Consider the following 17500-nt stretch of genomic DNA (forward strand, 5'->3'; position numbering starts at 1 on the left):
GGCGGGAGGGGAGCCCACGGTGCCCGGAATCGACGAGTGCTTACTGGAAGCGATGCGGCTGCCCGGTGCCCGGGGGGCCGCGCTGGTGGACTGGACGAGCGGACTGGCCCTCGGCACGGTCGGGCAGGCGCCCGGCGGCGACCACGAGACGACCGCCGCCGAGGCCGCCGAACTGGCCCGGATGGCCGCCGAGCACGGCACCTTCGCGGCGTCCGGCGACGAGCGGCCGCCCGTGGAGGACGTGATCATCAGCAACGGGGACAGCTACCACCTGCTGCGCTTCGTGGACACGTCCTTCGACAGCAGCGTGTTCCTGCACCTGTGGCTCGGCCGTGAGGAGGGCAACCTCGCGCTCGCCCGGATCCGGCTCGGCGAGATGGCCGCCCGGCTGGTGCTGGGATGACCGTGGTCAGCACCCCGCAGCCGGCGCTCCCCGTGCGGGACAGGACGGCCGTGCGCGCCCTGTCCCCGATGCTGACCCGGCTCGCCGAGGAGCGGGCCACCGGCGTCCTGGTCCGCGAACACGGCGTCCTGTACCTCGCCGAGGGCCGCGTGGTGCACGCCGAAAGCCCCTTCGCGCCCGGCCTGGAGGTGCTCCTCACGGCCCACGGCACGCTCGCGGGCGCCGCCTGGCAGCAGGCCGCGGCCCAGGCCCCGAGCCCCCTGCAGGCGGCCGAACTCCTGCTGCGCTCCGGGGTGCTGCCCACCGGCGCCCTGGAGCTGTGCCACCTGGACGCGCTGTACGACGCCGGCTACTTCGCGCTGGCCCCGAGCAGCACACCGGGGCGGTTCCGGTACGACCACCTGCCCCGCCTCGGTCCGCTGCCCTCGGTCCCGGTCGTCGCGCTGGAACGCGAGACGCTGCGCCGCCGGCTGCTGCTGCACCGGCTGTGGCCCGACCCGGCCGCCGACAGCGCTCCGCTGATCCGCGCGGACCCGGCCGCGGGCCGCGCCCCGGGCGCGCCGGTCACGCCCCGGCAGCGGGCCGTACTGGACCGGGTGGACGGCGTCCGCACGGCCACCGGCATCGCCCGGAACCTGGGCCGGCAGGCGTTCCACACGCTGGTCGACGTACGCCGGCTCACGGCGGCCGGGCAGATCGCGCCCACCGCGCCCGCCCCGCCGCCACCGCTGCCGCCACCGCCCCGCCAGGTCACCACCGACCCCGACATCGCGCTGCTGAAGAGGCTCAGGGATGCGCTGGAGGCGCTTTGAACGGCACCGCCCCGCCGAGAGGAGAGACCTGATGGTGGCCGAAGACGACCTGCGCACCGTCGTGGACGAGCTGCGCCGGCTGCGCACCCGGGTGCCGCAGCTCACCGGCGCCCTCGCGGCCGGCGTCGACGGCCTCGTCGTCGCCCACGACACCCCCGGCGTCGACCCGGACGGACTGGCCGCGCTCACCGCGGCCGCGCTCGGCGTCGCCGTACGGGTCACCGACGCCACCGGGCACGGCGGCTTCCGGGAGCTGCTGGTGCGCGGCGAGCGCGGCTACATCTCCACCTACGCGGCCGGCCGCACCGCCGTCCTGACCCTGCTCGCCCAGGACCGGGTCAACGTCGGCCGGCTGCACCTGGAGGGCCGCCGGGCCGGCGCCCGCATCGGAGAGCTGCTGGACGCCGCAGAGGCCCTGCGTCCGCTGCCCAGGACCACCCCCGCACGCACCCGCGCCCCGCGCGCGCCCCGCACCACGGCCGCCGAGGCCCGCACCGCAACCGACAGCTGAAAGGGACCACCATGGCCAACACCGAGACCGCACTGAAGGAAGCCCTCACCTCCATCGAGGGCGCCACCGGCGTCGCGCTCGTCGACTACACCAGCGGAATGGCGCTGGGCACGATGGGCGGCGGCAAGAGCTTCGACCTGAACGTGGCCGCCGCGGGCAACACCGACGTGATCCGCGCCAAGATGCGCACGATGGAACACCTGGGCCTCAAGGCCGAGATCGAGGACATCCTGATCACCCTGACGGACCAGTACCACCTGATCCGGCTGCTCAAGGGCCGCGGCGGCAACGGCCTGTTCCTCTACCTGGTGCTCGACGCGGGCCGGGCCAACCTGGCGATGGCCCGGCACCAGCTGAAGCGGATCGAGGAGGACCTGGAGGTCTGACGGCGGCTCAGACCAGTGCCGCGGGGCGGCGGCGGGCCCCGCCGGGGGCCGCGTCGCCGGCCGCGACACCGGTACCGCGCAGGCCCTTGACGGCGCTGCCCGCCGGGCGGCCGCCGCGCCGGTCGAGCCAGTCGACGCGCACCCACAGCAGCGTCTCGCGGGTCCGCTCCAGCCGTCCGAGCCAGGCGGCCTTCAGCCGCAGCCCGGTGCCGAGCCCGGCCAGCAGCATGCCGCCGGCCGCGGGCACCGCGAAGGCGGAGCCGAGGGCGAGGGCCCAGCCCAGCAGCAGCCACCAGCGGTGGCCCCGGCGCCAGGCGCGCACGGTCACCGCCCGGTCCTGCAGGATGTCGTACCTGCCCGCGCGGGCCGCCCCGCGGGCGAGGGCGGCGTACCGGCCGCGCCCGGCCAGCGCGACGACGGCCGCGCCGACCAGGAACAGCGCGGCCCCGGCCGTCACGCCGATCCGGCGCCCGGTCAACCCCTCCGGTACGGTCCCGATCCCCGCGGCGACCACACCGAGCCACCACAGCGGGGCCGCCCCGGCCCGTACGACGACGGCCACCCGGGCCAGTCCCTGTCCTCCGCGCGCCACGTCGGCCTCCCGTGTCACGTGTCCCTGCAGCGCATGTGTCTCGCAGGGACGCTACCGGCGGAACGTGAGACGAATCTGAGAACGGCGCGGCGCGGTCACTCCACGAACAGGCCGCGGGCCGCCGCCTTCGCGTCGAACTCCTCCAGCCGGGCCTGGGCGTCCGGCAGGTCGTCGCAGAGCGCCTCCAGCAGCACCCGGCCGAGCAGCATCGGCGCGCACGCGGTGTCGAAGGCGAGCCCGGTGCCGACGGCGGCGGGCAGCAGCAGGTCGGAGTGCTTGGCGACCGGCGCGAACGCCGAGTCGGCGACCGTGACCACGGTCAGCCCGGTGTCCTTGGCGTGGGCGAGGGTGTCCACGACCTCGCGGGGGTGCCGGGGCAGCGCGAAGCACAGCAGGGCGGTGGCGCCCGCGCGGACGGCGGCGTCGATGCGGTCGTGGATCATCGAGCCGCCCTCGTGGAGCAGCCGGACGTCCGGGTGGACCTTGGCGGCGAAGTAGGCGAAGCCGTACGCCTGGGAGGCGGCGGCGCGCAGGCCCAGCACCGGCAGCGGACGGGAGGCGGCCAGGATGCGGCCGGCCCGCTGCACCGGGCGGGGGTCGGCGAGCAGCTCGGCGAGGTGCTTCAGGTTCTCGATCTCGGCCTCGACGGCCTGCTGGTACTCGTTGTAGACGGAGGTCCCGGCGGCCGGTTCGGCCGGGACGACCTCGCGCAGGTGCCGGCGCAGGGCGGGGTAGCCGTCGAAGCCGAGGGCAACCGCGAACCGGGTCACCGAGGGCTGGCTGACCCCGGCCAGCTCGGCCAGCTCCACGCTGGACAGGAAGGGCACGTCGGCGGCCCGGCGCACCATGCTGTGCGCGATGCGGCGCTGGGTCGGCGTGAGCCGGTGGGCCTCGAAGAGCGCCTGCAGTCGGTTGGCAGGGCTGTCGGTCCCGCTCATCACGTCACTCCCCCTCCGGATTCCTTGACGCCCCGGGAGGGTACAGCGCCGGGACATCGCCGGACACGGGTCGGCCATTCAGGCAGCGTGTCACTGCATACCGTTATACAGCCCGGGGCGGGGTGACCGCATGGCGCGGGCGCGTGGAACCGGGAGACCGCATGGCGCGGGGACGCGGAACCGGGAGACCGCATGGCGCGGGGATCGCAGAACCGGGAGACCGTATGGCGCGGGGACGCGGAACCGGGAGACCGTGGGCCGCACGCCCGCGGAACCGGAGGCACGGCGGCCGTGCGGGCCGGGCCGGGCCGGGCCGGTACCGGTGTGCGGGAAGGGGTTTGCGCGGGGACCGCCGCACCCCCGTTGCCGGGGGGCGGGACGACGGCGGTCCCCGCGAGGGACGCGGTCCGGGTCGGGCCGGGTCGTCGCGTCCGTGGCGTCCGTGGAGGTCCGGGAGCCGCTCCGGAGGTCCTTGACGCCGTTCGGCGCCGGCCGGGACGGGGAGCCGCTCCCGCCCTGCCGACACCACCCAATGTGCCGGACGCGTGTTAAGCGGGTGCTGCGTGCACGTGACACGCTCGTACCACTTGCGCGAATCCCGCCGTACCCCAAGTCCCCCGAGGTCACGGGCGGTTCACCGGCCGTTCGGCTACTTGTCGCCGCCCTTGGCCAGGAAGGCCAGCAGGTCCTGCCGGCTGACCACACCGGTGGGCTTGCCCTCGACCAGGACGATCGCCGCGTCCGCCACGCCCAGCACCTGCATCAGGTCGCCGACCGGCTCGCCGGAGCCGACCTGGGGCAGCGGGGGGCACATGTGCTTCTCCAGCGGGTCCTCCAGCGAGGCCCGGTTGCTGAACAGGGCGTCCAGCAGCTCGCGTTCCACGACCGAGCCGACGACCTCGGCGGCCATGACGTCCGGGTGGCCGGCGCCCGGCTTCACGACGGGCATCTGCGAGACGCCGTACTCGCGCAGCACCTCGATGGCCTGGCCGACGGTCTCCTCCGGGTGCATGTGCACCAGGGACGGGATGGAACCGGCCACCTTGTCGTTCAGGACGTCGCCGACGCGGGCGCTGGGGCCCTCGTCCTCCAGGAAGCCGTAGTCGGCCATCCACTCGTCGTTGAAGATCTTGCTGAGGTAGCCGCGGCCGCTGTCCGGCAGCAGCACCACCACGACGTCGTCCGGGCCGAGCCGCTCGGCGACCTCCAGCGCGGCCACGACGGCCATGCCGCAGGAGCCGCCCACCAGCAGGCCCTCCTCCTTGGCCAGCCGGCGGGTCATCTGGAAGGAGTCCTTGTCGGAGACGGCGACGATCTCGTCCGCGACCCCGCGGTCGTAGGCGGTCGGCCAGAAGTCCTCACCGACGCCCTCGACCAGGTACGGCCGCCCGGAGCCGCCGGAGTACACCGAGCCCTCGGGGTCGGCGCCGATGACCTTGACCTTCCCCTGGCTGGCCTCCTTGAGGTAGCGGCCGGTGCCGGAGATGGTGCCGCCGGTGCCGACGCCCGCCACGAAGTGGGTGATCTTCCCCTCGGTCTGCTCCCACAGCTCGGGACCGGTGGAGTGATAGTGCGAGAGCGGGTTGTTCGGGTTGGAGTACTGGTCGGGCTTCCAGGCGCCCGGGGTCTCCCGGACCAGCCGGTCGGAGACGTTGTAGTAGGAGTCCGGGTGCTCGGGGTCCACCGCGGTCGGGCAGACGACGACCTCGGCCCCGTACGCCCGCAGCACGTTGATCTTGTCGGTGCTCACCTTGTCGGGGCACACGAAGATGCACTTGTAGCCCTTCTGCTGGGCCACGATGGCGAGCCCCACACCGGTGTTGCCGCTGGTCGGCTCGACGATCGTGCCGCCCGGCTTCAGCTCCCCGCTCTGCTCGGCGGCCTCGATCATGCGCAGGGCGATGCGGTCCTTCACGGAGCCGCCCGGGTTGAAGTACTCCACCTTGGCCAGGACGGTCGCCTGGATGCCCTTGGTCACGTTGTTGAGCCGCACCAGCGGGGTGTTGCCGACGAGGCTGATCATCGAGTCGTGGTATCGCACCGTTGTCTCCGGTCGCTGCAAAAAGAACTGTTCGTAGTGGTGCCGCCAGCCTAAGGCCAGCGGTGCGGCGGGCGCGGGCGTTCACGGACCGTTGAGATTGACGCACGGGCTGTACGGGGCAAGGAGTGGGTGTACGGCTACGAGGAGGTGGCGGCGACGCATGACGAGCATGTCGAGGGCACGGGTGGCCCGGCGCATCGCGGCCGGGGCGGCGTACGGCGGCGGCGGGGCCGGGCTGGTCGGGGCGGCCGCCGTCGGTCTGGTGCTGGCCGAGCTGCGGCTGGCGCGGCGCCATGTGGGCAACGGCGACGGCGGCCGGGTGCCGGTGGCCGACGGCGTGTACGGCCACGCGTACGACCTTCCCGGCGAACCGCCCCTGCGCCTGGCCATGCTCGGCGACTCCACGGCGGCGGGGCAGGGCGTGCACCGGGCGGGCCAGACCCCGGGCGCACTGCTGGCCTCCGGGCTGGCGGCGGTGGCGGAGCGGCCGGTGGAGCTGCGGAACGTGGCGGTGCCCGGGGCCCGGTCCGACGACCTGGACCGGCAGGTGGCTCTGGTGCTGTCGTCCCCGCCCCCCGCCCCGGACATCTGCGTGATCATGGTCGGCGCGAACGACGTGACCCACCGGATGCCGCCGACCCGTTCGGTACGGCACCTGGCGGCGGCGGTACGACGGCTGCGCACGGCCGGCGCCGAGGTGGTGGTCGGCACCTGTCCCGACCTCGGCACGATCGAGCCGGTGCAGCAGCCGCTGCGCTGGCTGGCCCGGCGGGCGTCCCGGCAGCTGGCGGCGGCCCAGACGATCGGGGTGGTGGAGCAGGGCGGGCGCACGGTGTCGCTGGGCGACCTGCTCGGCCCGGAGTTCGAGGCGAACCCGCGGGAGTTGTTCGGGCCGGACAACTACCACCCGTCGGCCGAGGGGTACGCGACGGCGGCGATGGCGGTGCTGCCGACGGTGTGCGCGGCGCTCGGCCTGTGGCCGGCCGAGGAGGAGCGGCCGGACGTGTCGCGTCGCGAGGGCTTCCTGCCGGTCGCCCGGGCGGCGGCCGAGGCCGCCTCGGAGGCCGGTACGGAGGTGACGGCGGCGATGCCCACCGGTCCCCGGGGTCCCTGGGCCCTGCTGAAGCGGAGGCGCCGGCGCCGGGTACCCGAGGCGGAGCCGGCGACCCCGTCGCTCTGACCGGCCCCCGCCCTGCCGCACGGCGCGGGCCGGCGCTGCCAAGCAAGCGCTTAGAAAGTGCGGCCAGTGTCACACCCGAACACCGATGACCTGTCAGGTACGGCCGGGTAACTTCCCAACCGGCCCTGCCCGACATCCTTCCCCTGGAGCCGTGATGCCCGAAGCCGTCATCGTCTCGACCGCCCGCTCTCCCATCGGCCGCGCGAACAAGGGCTCCCTGAAGGACCTGCGCCCCGACGACCTGACCGCCACGATCATCCAGGCCGCGCTCGCCAAGGTCCCCGAGCTGGACCCCCGCGACATCGACGACCTGATGCTCGGCTGCGGCCTCCCCGGCGGCGAGCAGGGCCACAACCTCGGCCGGATCGTCGCCGTGCAGATGGGCATGGACCACCTGCCGGGCTGCACGATCACCCGGTACTGCTCCTCCTCCCTGCAGACCTCCCGCATGGCGCTGCACGCCATCAAGGCCGGCGAGGGCGACGTCTTCATCTCGGCCGGTGTCGAGACGGTCTCCCGCTACGCCCACGGCAGCTCCGACATGCCGGGCACCTACAACCCGCTGTTCGCCGAGGCACAGGCCCGCACCGAGGCCGTCGCCCAGCAGGAGGGCACGAACTGGCACGACCCGCGCGAGGACGGCCTGCTGCCCGACCCGTACATCGCGATGGGCCAGACCGCGGAGAACCTGGCCCGCGCCAAGGGCATCACCCGCCAGGAGATGGACGAGTTCGGCGTCCGCTCGCAGAACCTCGCCGAGGAAGCCATCAAGAACGGCTTCTGGGAGCGCGAGATCACCCCGGTGACGCTGCCCGACGGCACGGTGGTCAGCAAGGACGACGGCCCGCGCGCCGGGGTCACCCTGGAGGCCGTCCAGGGCCTGAAGCCGGTCTTCCGCCCGGACGGGCTGGTCACGGCCGGCAACTGCTGCCCGCTCAACGACGGTGCCGCCGCGGTCGTCATCATGTCCGACACCAAGGCGCGCGAGCTGGGCCTGACCCCGCTCGCCCGGATCGTGTCCACCGGTGTCTCCGGCCTCTCCCCGGAGATCATGGGCCTCGGCCCGGTCGAGGCGAGCAAGCAGGCCCTCCAGCGCGCCGGCCTCACCATCGGCGACATCGACCTGGTCGAGATCAACGAGGCCTTCGCCGCCCAGGTGATCCCCTCGTACCGGGAACTCGGCATCGACCTCGACCGGCTGAACGTCAACGGCGGTGCCATCGCCGTCGGCCACCCCTTCGGCATGACGGGCGCCCGCATCACCGGCACCCTCATCAACTCGCTGCAGTGGCACGACAAGCAGTTCGGCCTGGAGACGATGTGCGTCGGCGGCGGCCAGGGCATGGCGATGGTCATCGAGCGCCTCAGCTGACCCACCGACCGTAGCGAATCGGCCACTTTATGTGGCAGAAGGGCCCAGAACCGAGGAAACGCCAAGGTTCTGGGCCTTTCCGTGATCCAATCTCCCCCAGGATGTGACCTATCTCGCGCGCTCGGCACATCGGTGCAGGTCAGCGCGGGTCAGCATGGCGCACGACGAAACAACGAACCGAAAGTCCTGTCCGTTTCGTGACGTTACGCACTGACAGCTGGTTAGTCCGCCCTTCAAGCTGATGTAGGAAGTCGGGGGTCGACTTTGAACCGGGAGTATGTCAGTGAGCGCCATGCCGATCGCCCTGCTGCTCACCACGGCAGCCACCGGCGCCGTGGGGGTCGCCGTCCTGCGCACCGTACTGAAGCTGCGCAGGCAGTTGACGGAGCTCCAGCGGCAGCTCGCGGAAAACCAGACCGCGACCACGCACGCCCTGGTGCCGGGCGCCCGTAGCGGCGCCGACGCCGACCGGATACGCGCGGCCGTGGCCGAGGCGCTCGCCGAGGAGCGGGAGCGGGAGCTGGCCGAGGCGCGCGCCTTCTGGGCGGCACAGGAGGCCCGCGACGCCTCCGACTCGCCCACGCTGTTCGGGCTGCCCGAGGCCGACGTGTTCCTGCCCCGGCAGGCGGACTTCGCCGGTCTCGAGCCGCTGGAGCCGGTGTCCGAGCCGGGCGGCGACGCCGACGAGTTCGCCGGGGAGTCCCCCGAACTCGCCGCGGCCCGCCGCCGGCACCCCTCGCACCCCGACTTCGTCCCCGTGCAGTCACCGGCCGTCAACGACCACGAGCGTACGGTGACGACACTGGAGGAGCTGGCCACCGAGCGCGTCGCGCTGTCCGACGTCCGCCCCGGCCCGCTGGGCACCCTCGACGTCTACGTCTTCGCCGACGGCACCACGCTGTGCATGACCCCGGGCCACCGCGAGACCGCGGAACGCCTGGCGGCGGCCCTGGAGTCCGGCGAGGCCCCGTACCTGCTGGGCGGCTCGGGCGTCTCCGGCGCCTACACGCTGACGTTCGCGTGCGGCGAGGAGACGGTGTACATCCTGGCCGACAGGGTGATCGCGTCCTTCTGACGACGGTCTCACCTTTTCGGGGGGTCCGCCCCTGACGGTGGCTCACCTTTCCGGTGATCCCGCCTCCGGCGGTGGCCTCAGACGCCCGCCCGCTTGCGCGCCTCCTCCACCAGCCGCACGGCCTCGGCGACCTGGTCGTCGCTCTGCAGGACGACCGCGAGGTCGTGCGCGGCCACGAGGATCTGGTCGGCGGCGGCGAACATCCCCGCGTCCGGCATCTCCCGGGGCTCGGCCCCGGGTGACTCCACCCGCTGCGCCCACCCGGACAACTCCCGGGCCAGCGCCAGCGCCTCCGCCGCGGCGCTCCGTTGCAGCCGGCTCTGCGGTGCCGCCCGCAACCGGTCGGCGAAGTGATCCACTGCTTGGGTCAAGGGCGTCGTATCAACCACGCGCCGAGCGTAACGTGCCGCACTGTTGCCAAGACGCGAACGCTCAGGCACGGTGACCTGAAGGACCGGCTTACATCCCCTTTGCGTTCGGAGGCGCCGATGTCCCACGTCTTCTCCGAGGAGACCCATCGCAATCTGCTCGCCCGCATCCCCCACTGCACCGGTCGTGAAGTCTCCGACTGGCTGCGCACCGTCGAAGAAGGCCCGTCCCTGTTCCGCTTCGAGGAGAAGGTCAGCTGGCTGCGGCACGAGTACGACCTGGCGTACGGCCACGCCAAGGCGATCGTGCACGAGTACGACCTGAGGAGGGCGGCGCGCAAGCTGCTCTGAACGGCACAGGGCCCCGGGCGGATCGCCCGGGGCCCTGCCGTCGACCGGCGTAGGCGCTAGTCGTTGCTGCTGAAGATCGCGACCAGCCGCAGCATCTCGACGTAGATCCACACCAGGGTCATGGTGAGACCGAACGCGGCGAGCCAGGACTCGTTGCGCGGGGCGCCGTAGGCGATGCCGTCCTCGATCTGCTTGAAGTCGAGGGTCAGGAAGAACGCGCCGAGCAGGATCGCGATGATGCCGACGAGGGCGCCGAGCGGCCCGAAGCTGCGCAGGCCGCCGTCCTCGGCGACACCGAAGGCGACCAGCAGCAGGTTGATCGCCATGACCACCATGAAGGCGATCGCGATGGAGATGCCGATGCGGGCGTAGCGCGCGGTGACGCGGATCCAGCCGGCCTTGTAGACCAGCAGGGTGGCGCCGGAGACCGCCATGGTGCCGAGCACGGCCTGGAAGGGCGCGCCGCTCCACCGGCTGTTGAACATCTCGCTGAAGACGCCGAGGAAGACACCCTCGAAGGCCGCGTACCCCAGGATCAGCGCGGGCGACGGGGTGCGCTTGAAGCTCTGGACCATCGCCAGGACGAACGCGATCAGCGCGGCGCCGACGGCCAGGCCGTAGCTGGTGCCCGAGACCGGCAGCAGCGCCCAGGCGAGGACGGCGCCGACGGCGACCGTGCCCAGCGTGAGGGCGGAGCGGACGACGACGTCGTCCATGGTCATCCGGTCGGTGCCGACCGGGGCCTGCGGCGGGGCGCCGTACTGGACGTCAGCCTGCGCGTAGGGGTTCTGCGCGTACGGGTTCTGCGCGTACGGGTTGCCCTGCGCGTACCCGGCCTGCGGTGCGGTGTTGAAGCCGGCGTAGCCGTTGTCGCGGCTGAACCCCCGTCGCGAGAAGACCGGGTTACTGCTCCTCATTTCACTCCTCCATGGCTACCGAGTGCAGCCTTGGCCTCAAGGGTAATGGGTTGGCAAAGGATCGACATGATACTTGAGGAGGATCTTTCCCTTACCGTGCTCGGCAACACGCTACGCGGACCATCGATTCCCGGCCACGGCTCGGTGGGGCCGGCGACCGGTGTCCTCGGGCCCCCGGCGCCCGGGACAACAGCTCGCGCACGGCGTCCTGCGGCTCCCGCCCGCCGTGGATCATGTCGACCACCGCACGGGTGACGGGCATGTCCACACCGTGCCGTTCGGCCAGCTCCCGCACGGCCCGGCAGGAGGCCACGCCCTCCGCCGTCCGGGTCGTGGCGGCCAGGGCCTCCTCCACGGTCAGACCGCGGCCGAGGCGGGCGCCGAAGGTGTGGTTACGGGACAGGCTGGAGGAACAGGTGGCCACCAGGTCGCCCATGCCGGCCATCCCGGCGAGGGTCAGCGGATCCGCGCCCATGGCCACCCCCAGACGCGTCGCCTCCGCGAGCCCCCGCGTCATCAACGCGGCCCTGGCGTTGTCACCGAGCCCCATGCCGTCCGTGACGCCGACGGCCAGGGCGATGACGTTCTTGATGGCGCCGCCCAGCTCGCAGCCCACCACGTCGCTGTTCGTGTACGGCCGGAAGTACCGGGTGTGACAGGCCGTCCGGACGACCGCCGCGGCGCCCTCGTCGGCGCAGGCGACGACGCTCGCCGCGGGCATCCGCTCCACGATCTCCGCCGCCAGGTTGGGCCCGGACACCACGGCGATCCGGTCCGCCCCCGCCCCGGTCGTCTCCGCGATCACCTCACTCATCAGCCGCCCGGTGCCCAGCTCGATCCCCTTCATCAGGGACACGAACACCGTGCGCGGCTCCCACAGGGACCGCCACCGTGCCAGCAGCGGCCGGACCTGCTGCGCGGACACGGCGAGGAAGGCGATACCCGCCCCGCGGGCGGCCTCCGCCGGGTCGGCCGTCGCCCGCACCCGGGCGGGGAGCGTCACCTGGGGCAGATAGTCGGGGTTGCTCCGGGTGCTGTTGATGGCCTCCACCAACTCCGCCCGGCGACCCCACAGGGAGACCTCACACCCGGCATCGGCCAGAACGAGAGCGAACGCCGTCCCCCAGGACCCGGCGCCGTAGACGGCAACACGACAAACCATGCGGTACCTCTCCTGTCACCCTCGGGCACCCTAATCCAATGACACCGGCCAGCACTGACGACCGGTCAGGGCGGGTCTCGTTCGATCTTGGGTGACGACCGCTTCGAGAAGGCGGTCGTGAGGGGAGGAAGGTGCCCGGAGCCGGACTTGAACCGGCACGCCCGCGAAGGGGCAGCGAGGTTTAAGCTCGCCGTGTCTGCATTCCACCATCCGGGCAGGCCATGGGCTCCGCGTCGAGGTTCGAGCCTATCGGGACCCATCCCCCGAACAGCGGACGGGTGGACCGATGTTGTCTTATTTTATTGACGTCTGAGGGTGCATCAGCCGACGGAACGCGCCATCCGCACTTGCCAATAGCGTGACGTGAGGCCTGTACGCGCGTACGCGAAATGACGGAATTTCACCGTCCGAACGAGGTCGCTCCACCTGTTCTCTGCAAGTGGTCCGCGCCCGACGGGTGTCAGGGTCGCCCGTCCTCCCCAGGTATGACACCGGGCCCCTCCGTCCGCCCCGAGTCGCCCCCCGGAACGGGAGCAGCGACTGACTCCGCGCGTGCTGTGCGCCGAGACGATGGAACGGTCCTCAGGAACACACGCCACCCCGACAGGAGCACCGTCCCGTGACCACCACACCCACCGCCGGCCGGACCACCGCCGTGGCCGCACGCGCCACGGAGTTGTCGAAGATCTACGGGCAGGGCGAGACCCGGGTGGTCGCCCTGGACCAGGTCTCCGTCGACTTCCGGGCGGCCGAGTTCACCGCGATCATGGGCCCGTCCGGCTCCGGGAAGTCCACGTTGATGCACTGCGTGGCCGGGCTGGACACCTTCTCCTCCGGCTCCGTCCGGATCGGTGACACCGAGCTGGGCTCCCTGAAGGACAAGCAGCTCACCAGGCTGCGCCGGGACAAGATCGGCTTCATCTTCCAGGCGTTCAACCTGCTGCCGACGCTGACCGCACTGGAGAACATCACCCTGCCGATGGACATCGCCGGCCGGAAGCCGGACCGGGCCTGGCTGGACCGGGTCATCGAGATGGTGGGGCTGTCCGGGCGGCTCGGTCACCGGCCCGCGCAGCTCTCCGGCGGCCAGCAGCAGCGCGTCGCCGTGGCCCGGGCCCTCGCCTCCCGGCCCGAGATCGTCTTCGGTGACGAGCCGACCGGGAACCTGGACTCGCGCTCCGGCGCCGAGGTCCTCGGCTTCCTGCGCAACTCCGTGCGCGAGCTGGGCCAGACCGTCGTCATGGTCACCCACGACCCGGTGGCGGCCGCCTACGCCGACCGCGTGATCTTCCTGGCCGACGGGCAGATCGTCGACGAGATGTACGGCCCGACGGCCGACTCCGTCCTGGACACGATGCGCCACCTCCCCGGGAACGGCCACACCGGCGGCTCCACCGAGCCGCTCCGGGCCGCCGGGTCCGACGCGAAGGGCCGTACCCACTGATGTTCCGCACCGCCCTGCGCAACGTCCTCGCGCACAAGGCCCGGCTGCTGATGACGGTGCTCGCCGTCATGCTCGGCGTGGCCTTCGTCTCCGGGACGCTCGTCTTCACCAACACCATCTCCGACGCCTACCAGAAGAGTTCCGCGAAGGGCTTCGACCGGGTCGACGTCGCCGTACGGCCCCAGTACCAGGACTCCGAGGGCGACAAGGTCGGCAAGGAGGCCGAACTGACCCCGGCCCTGCTGAAGAAGGCCGCCGAGGTCCCCGGGGCCGCCTCCGCCACCGGTGTCGTCACCGGCTTCACCGCCGTCGCCGACAAGCACGGCAAGCTCGTGGGCGGCGACTGGCAGTCCGCCGGCGGCAACTACTGGGGCACGAAGGACGCCCGCTACCCGCTGGTCGACGGCCGCGCCCCGCACGGCAGGAACGAGGTGCTGCTCGACTCCGCGACCGCCAAGCGGGCCGGCTACCAGGTCGGCGACACCGTCCGCGTCTCCGTGAACGGCCCGGTCCTGACCCCGACCGTCAGCGGCATCTTCACCACCGACGACGGCAACGTGGCCGCCGGCGGCAGTCTCACCCTGTTCGACACCCCCACCGCGCAGGCCCTGTTCGCCAAGAAGGGCACGTACGACGAGATCGACGTGCGGGCCGCCCCCGGCACCAGCCAGAGCGCGCTCAAGTCCGAGCTGGACAAGGCGCTGCCGGCATCGCTCGTGGAGACCACCACCGGCCAGCGGCTCGCCGACGACCAGGCGCGAGTGATCTCCTCGTCCATGAGCAGCCTGAAGCAGTCCCTGCTGGTGTTCGCCGGGATCGCCCTGTTCGTCGGCACGTTCATCATCGCCAACACCTTCACCATGCTGGTCGCCCAGCGCACCCGCGAGCTGGCCCTGATGCGGGCGGTCGGCGCCTCCCGCCGCCAGGTCACCCGCTCGGTGCTCGTCGAGGCGTTCGTGGTCGGCGCGGTCGCCGGTGTGGCCGGTCTGGCCGCCGGTGTCGGCATCGGCGCGGGCCTGCGGTCCCTGCTGGGCGCGTTCGGCGCGAGCATGCCCGACGGGCCGCTGGTGATCAGCCCCGGCACGGTGGCCACCGCCCTGGCCGTCGGCGTCCTCGTCACCATGCTGGCCGCCTGGCTGCCCGGCCGCCGGGCCGCGAAGATCCCGCCGGTGGCGGCCATGAGCAGCGTGTACGCCAAGGCCACCACCAGGTCGCTGGTGCTGCGCAACACGCTGGGCGCCCTGTGTGCCGCGGCCGGTGTCGCGGTGGTCCTGGCGGCCACCTCGATGGACGCGGACGCGGCCCAGGGGCCGATGGGGATCGGCGCGGTCCTGCTGATCATCGGCGTGTTCGTGCTGACCCCGCTGCTGTCCCGCCCGCTGATCGCCGCCGCCGCGCCGGTGCTGCGCGCCTTCGGTGTGTCGGGCAAGCTGGCCCGGCAGAACTCGGTGCGCAACCCGCGCCGTACGGCGGCCACCGCCTCGGCGCTGATGATCGGCCTGACCCTGATCACCGGCATGACGGTGATGGCGGGCAGCCTGCAGACGTCCATCGACAAGATGGCCTCCTCGGCGATCCGCGCCGACTACGTCGTCTCGATGGCCAACCGCGGCCCGCTCTCCCCCGAGGTGGAGAAGAAGCTCGCCGCCACCGACGGGGTCACCGAGAGCAGCCCGCTGCGCAACGGGGAGTCCCGCATCGACGGCGAGACGGAGTTCCTGACGGGCGTCAACGGCGCGGCCATCGGCAAGCTGACGGACCCGAAGGTGACCGACGGCTCCTTCACCGTGGGCGGCACGCGGGTCGTCGTGGACCAGGACCGGGCCAAGTCCTTCGGCTGGAAGACGGGTTCGCGGTTCACCGCGCACTTCGAGGACGGCACGGCGCAGCGGCTGACGGTCGCGGGGGTGTACGAGGGCAACGACCTGCTCAACGGGATCATCCTCGATGACAAGGTCCTCACCCCGCACCTGAGCGACCCGGCCGACATGCAGGTCATGGTGAAGACCGCGGCCGGCGCGTCCGACAGCACGAAGGACAGGCTGGAGCGGGCCCTCGGCTCCAACCCGGCGATCAAGGTCCAGGACAGGCAGGACATCTCCGACGAGACCGCGAAGATGTTCACGCTGATGCTGAACATGGTCTACGGCCTGCTCGGCATGGCGGTGATCGTCGCGGTGCTCGGCGTCATCAACACGCTGGCGATGTCCGTCTTCGAGCGCGCCCAGGAGATCGGCATGCTCCGCGCGATCGGCCTGGACCGCAGGGCGGTCAAGCGGATGGTCCGCCTGGAGTCCCTGGTGATCTCCCTGTTCGGCGGGGTGCTGGGCATCGGCCTGGGCGTGTTCTTCGGCTGGGCGGCCGGCGAGCTGCTGGGCACGAAGATGCCGACGTACGAGCTGGTACTGCCGTGGGGCCGGATGGCGGTGTTCCTGCTGCTGGCGGGCACGGTGGGCGTCCTGGCCGCGCTGTGGCCGGCCCGCCGCGCGGCCCGGCTCGACGTCCTGGCGGCCATCAAGGCCGAGTAGACCGAGCAGACCGAGCAGACCGAGCAGACGGTCGTACGAGGATCGTTCGTACGACGGTGAAGGGGGCCCCGCGGGACAAGGGGCCCCCTTCCTCATGTGCCGTAGCGCTGTCAGCCGTGCCAGGTGCGGGACCGCAGCGAGAGCCCGGAGGTGCCGGACTCGGGGGTACGGACGGCCAGCACCTGGTTGACGCCGATGCGGTTGCGTTCGAAGGCGAGCGCGCAGGCGGCCATGTAGAGCCGCCAGACCCGGGCGCGGCCGGGGCTGGTGAGCCGGACCGCGCGGTCCCAGTCGGCCTCCAGGTTGGCGACCCAGCGGCGCAGGGTGAGGGCGTAGTGCTCGCGGATGGACTCCACGTCCCGGACCTCGAAACCGGCCCGCTCCAGCTGCGTGACGGTGGTGCCGACGGGGGCGAGTTCGCCGTCGGGGAAGACGTAGGAGTCGATGAACTCGTCCACCTCGTACGCCGACTCGTCGCGCTGCGGGCGGCGGCCGATCTGGTGGTTGAGCAGCCGGCCGCCGGGCCTGAGCAGGTCGTGCAGCTGGCACGCGTACTCCAGGTACTTCTCGGCGCCCACGTGTTCGGCCATGCCGATGGAGGAGATCGCGTCGAAGGGGCCGTCCGCGACGTCCCGGTAGTCCTGGACCCTGATCTCCACCCGGTCGGTCAGACCCTCGTCGGCGACGCGTTTACGAGCGTACGCCGCCTGCTCCTGGGACAACGTGACGCCGACGACGTTCACGCCGTACTCGCGGGCCGCGTGGATGGCCATGGAACCCCAGCCGCAGCCGACGTCCAGCAGCCGCTGACCCTCCTTCAGGCCCAGCTTGGCGCAGATCAGTTCGAGCTTGTCGCGCTGGGCGGTCTCCAGGGTCCCGGTCTCCTCCCAGTAGGCGCAGGAGTACACCATGGAGGGGCCGAGGACGATCTCGTAGAAGTCGTTGCCGACGTCGTAGTGGTGGCTGATGGCCCGCTTGTCGGAGCGGCGGGTGTGCAGGCGCCGGCGGGGTCTGCGGATCTCCTCGCTCGGCGGGGCGGGCGGGATCGGGGGGCCGGCCAGTTTCAGCAGCTCGCGGGCGGCGGCCCGGACGTCGGGGTCGCGCACGGCCTGGACCAGGCCGCGGGCGTCCTCCCCGCGCTCCCAGACCAGGCCCGCCATCACGTCGAGCGCGGCGTACAGGTCGCCCTCGATCTCCAGGTCGCCGGAGACCCAGGCGCGGGCCAGGCCCAGTTCGCCCGGTTTGAACAGCATGCGACGCAGGGCGCGGCGGTTGCGCACGACGAGCGCGGGCGCGTCGGGCGGGCCGGCCTGCGACCCGTCCCAGGCTTTCAGGCGCACCGGGAGCGGGGCTCCCAGCATCTGCTCGGCAAGACTCCTCAGCCGCGACGCGGCGTCCGCCATGACGCACACCTCCAAGA

17 protein-coding genes and 1 tRNA gene are annotated in these 17500 nt (G+C 72.4%); 10 read left to right on the forward strand and 8 right to left on the reverse strand.

Going from position 1 to position 17500, the window contains the following annotated elements:
* The first annotated feature begins 19 nt into the window (after positions 1-19).
* The 4 genes from ACZ3ZD_RS23070 to ACZ3ZD_RS23085 are packed head-to-tail and all read left to right on the forward strand — an operon-like array spanning position 20 to position 2112.
* Positions 20-403 (forward strand): hypothetical protein, encoded by a 384-nt coding sequence (locus ACZ3ZD_RS23070; RefSeq protein WP_467400347.1) that lies wholly within the window; start codon positions 20-22, stop codon positions 401-403.
* Positions 400-1215 carry a transcriptional regulator gene (locus ACZ3ZD_RS23075; RefSeq protein ID WP_467400349.1) on the forward strand — a complete coding sequence of 272 codons (816 nt, stop codon included), beginning with the start codon at positions 400-402 and terminating at the stop codon, positions 1213-1215. Before ACZ3ZD_RS23070 ends, ACZ3ZD_RS23075 begins: the two co-directional genes overlap by 4 nt.
* Positions 1216-1246: 31 nt before the next feature.
* Positions 1247-1726 (forward strand): roadblock/LC7 domain-containing protein, encoded by a 480-nt coding sequence (locus ACZ3ZD_RS23080; protein ID WP_467400352.1) that lies wholly within the window; start codon positions 1247-1249, stop codon positions 1724-1726.
* Positions 1727-1737: 11 nt separating this feature from the next.
* Positions 1738-2112, forward strand: a complete 375-nt coding sequence (locus tag ACZ3ZD_RS23085) for a roadblock/LC7 domain-containing protein (protein ID WP_467400354.1) — start codon at positions 1738-1740, stop codon at positions 2110-2112.
* Between the two features lie 7 nt (positions 2113-2119).
* On the opposite strand, the gene ACZ3ZD_RS23090 is transcribed toward ACZ3ZD_RS23085, so the two are convergent.
* The 3 genes from ACZ3ZD_RS23090 to ACZ3ZD_RS23100 form a co-directional block, all read right to left on the reverse strand.
* Positions 2120-2704, reverse strand: a complete 585-nt coding sequence (locus ACZ3ZD_RS23090; RefSeq protein WP_467400357.1) for a hypothetical protein — start codon at positions 2702-2704, stop codon at positions 2120-2122.
* A 95-nt stretch (positions 2705-2799) separates the two neighbouring features.
* The gene (locus tag ACZ3ZD_RS23095; protein WP_467400359.1) at positions 2800-3642 is read right to left on the reverse strand and encodes a MurR/RpiR family transcriptional regulator; all 843 of its coding nucleotides are present in this window, start codon (positions 3640-3642) and stop codon (positions 2800-2802) included.
* A gap of 649 nt (positions 3643-4291) precedes the next feature.
* Positions 4292-5683, reverse strand: coding sequence for a cystathionine beta-synthase (locus tag ACZ3ZD_RS23100; protein WP_467400361.1), 1392 nt, complete (start codon positions 5681-5683; stop codon positions 4292-4294).
* A 160-nt stretch (positions 5684-5843) separates the two neighbouring features.
* Here ACZ3ZD_RS23100 and ACZ3ZD_RS23105 point away from each other — a divergent pair, with 160 nt between their 5' ends.
* From ACZ3ZD_RS23105 to ACZ3ZD_RS23115, 3 genes are all read left to right on the forward strand, one after another.
* Positions 5844-6863, forward strand: coding sequence for an SGNH/GDSL hydrolase family protein (locus ACZ3ZD_RS23105; protein ID WP_467400364.1), 1020 nt, complete (start codon positions 5844-5846; stop codon positions 6861-6863).
* Between the two features lie 154 nt (positions 6864-7017).
* Complete coding sequence (locus ACZ3ZD_RS23110; RefSeq protein WP_467400368.1) at positions 7018-8235, forward strand: acetyl-CoA C-acetyltransferase; 1218 nt, start codon at positions 7018-7020, stop codon at positions 8233-8235.
* Positions 8236-8518: 283 nt separating this feature from the next.
* Positions 8519-9310, forward strand: coding sequence for a hypothetical protein (locus ACZ3ZD_RS23115; protein WP_467400371.1), 792 nt, complete (start codon positions 8519-8521; stop codon positions 9308-9310).
* Positions 9311-9387: 77 nt separating this feature from the next.
* On the opposite strand, the gene ACZ3ZD_RS23120 is transcribed toward ACZ3ZD_RS23115, so the two are convergent.
* Positions 9388-9699 (reverse strand): hypothetical protein, encoded by a 312-nt coding sequence (locus ACZ3ZD_RS23120; RefSeq protein WP_467400373.1) that lies wholly within the window; start codon positions 9697-9699, stop codon positions 9388-9390.
* A 99-nt stretch (positions 9700-9798) separates the two neighbouring features.
* Between ACZ3ZD_RS23120 and ACZ3ZD_RS23125 the strand changes: the two genes are divergently transcribed.
* Positions 9799-10029, forward strand: coding sequence for a DUF4287 domain-containing protein (locus ACZ3ZD_RS23125; protein ID WP_361471129.1), 231 nt, complete (start codon positions 9799-9801; stop codon positions 10027-10029).
* Positions 10030-10085: 56 nt separating this feature from the next.
* On the opposite strand, the gene ACZ3ZD_RS23130 is transcribed toward ACZ3ZD_RS23125, so the two are convergent.
* From ACZ3ZD_RS23130 to ACZ3ZD_RS23140, 3 genes are all read right to left on the reverse strand, one after another.
* A complete protein-coding gene (locus tag ACZ3ZD_RS23130; RefSeq protein WP_467400378.1) occupies positions 10086-10946 on the reverse strand; it encodes a Bax inhibitor-1/YccA family protein in 861 nt (286 codons plus the stop codon).
* 91 nt (positions 10947-11037) lie between these two features.
* The gene (locus ACZ3ZD_RS23135; RefSeq protein WP_467400381.1) at positions 11038-12108 is read right to left on the reverse strand and encodes an NAD(P)H-dependent glycerol-3-phosphate dehydrogenase; all 1071 of its coding nucleotides are present in this window, start codon (positions 12106-12108) and stop codon (positions 11038-11040) included.
* A gap of 132 nt (positions 12109-12240) precedes the next feature.
* Positions 12241-12324 (reverse strand) — tRNA-Leu (locus tag ACZ3ZD_RS23140).
* A 403-nt stretch (positions 12325-12727) separates the two neighbouring features.
* On the opposite strand from ACZ3ZD_RS23140, the gene ACZ3ZD_RS23145 reads away from it, so the two are divergent.
* Positions 12728-13552, forward strand: coding sequence for an ABC transporter ATP-binding protein (locus ACZ3ZD_RS23145; RefSeq protein ID WP_467400383.1), 825 nt, complete (start codon positions 12728-12730; stop codon positions 13550-13552).
* The gene (locus tag ACZ3ZD_RS23150; RefSeq protein WP_467400386.1) at positions 13552-16080 is read left to right on the forward strand and encodes an ABC transporter permease; all 2529 of its coding nucleotides are present in this window, start codon (positions 13552-13554) and stop codon (positions 16078-16080) included. The genes ACZ3ZD_RS23145 and ACZ3ZD_RS23150 overlap by 1 nt, the downstream gene beginning before the upstream one ends.
* Before the next feature lie 110 nt (positions 16081-16190).
* On the opposite strand, the gene ACZ3ZD_RS23155 is transcribed toward ACZ3ZD_RS23150, so the two are convergent.
* Positions 16191-17483, reverse strand: a complete 1293-nt coding sequence (locus ACZ3ZD_RS23155; protein WP_467400388.1) for a class I SAM-dependent methyltransferase — start codon at positions 17481-17483, stop codon at positions 16191-16193.
* Positions 17484-17500 lie beyond the last annotated feature (17 nt).

The organism is Streptomyces sp. NPDC023481 (assembly GCF_055560195.1).

What these genes read in the sequence shown, in the direction of transcription:
- ACZ3ZD_RS23075 (WP_467400349.1), top strand. Translation starts at nt 400, where the DNA reads ATGACCGTGGTCAGCACCCCGCAGCCGGCGCTCCCCGTGCGGGACAGG.
- ACZ3ZD_RS23080 (WP_467400352.1), top strand. Translation starts at nt 1,247, where the DNA reads ATGGTGGCCGAAGACGACCTGCGCACCGTCGTGGACGAGCTGCGCCGG.
- ACZ3ZD_RS23085 (WP_467400354.1), top strand. Translation starts at nt 1,738, where the DNA reads ATGGCCAACACCGAGACCGCACTGAAGGAAGCCCTCACCTCCATCGAG.
- ACZ3ZD_RS23095 (WP_467400359.1), bottom strand. Translation starts at nt 3,642, where the DNA reads ATGAGCGGGACCGACAGCCCTGCCAACCGACTGCAGGCGCTCTTCGAG.
- ACZ3ZD_RS23105 (WP_467400364.1), top strand. Translation starts at nt 5,844, where the DNA reads ATGACGAGCATGTCGAGGGCACGGGTGGCCCGGCGCATCGCGGCCGGG.
- ACZ3ZD_RS23110 (WP_467400368.1), top strand. Translation starts at nt 7,018, where the DNA reads ATGCCCGAAGCCGTCATCGTCTCGACCGCCCGCTCTCCCATCGGCCGC.
- ACZ3ZD_RS23125 (WP_361471129.1), top strand. Translation starts at nt 9,799, where the DNA reads ATGTCCCACGTCTTCTCCGAGGAGACCCATCGCAATCTGCTCGCCCGC.
- ACZ3ZD_RS23130 (WP_467400378.1), bottom strand. Translation starts at nt 10,946, where the DNA reads ATGAGGAGCAGTAACCCGGTCTTCTCGCGACGGGGGTTCAGCCGCGAC.
- ACZ3ZD_RS23135 (WP_467400381.1), bottom strand. Translation starts at nt 12,108, where the DNA reads ATGGTTTGTCGTGTTGCCGTCTACGGCGCCGGGTCCTGGGGGACGGCG.
- ACZ3ZD_RS23150 (WP_467400386.1), top strand. Translation starts at nt 13,552, where the DNA reads ATGTTCCGCACCGCCCTGCGCAACGTCCTCGCGCACAAGGCCCGGCTG.
- ACZ3ZD_RS23155 (WP_467400388.1), bottom strand. Translation starts at nt 17,483, where the DNA reads ATGGCGGACGCCGCGTCGCGGCTGAGGAGTCTTGCCGAGCAGATGCTG.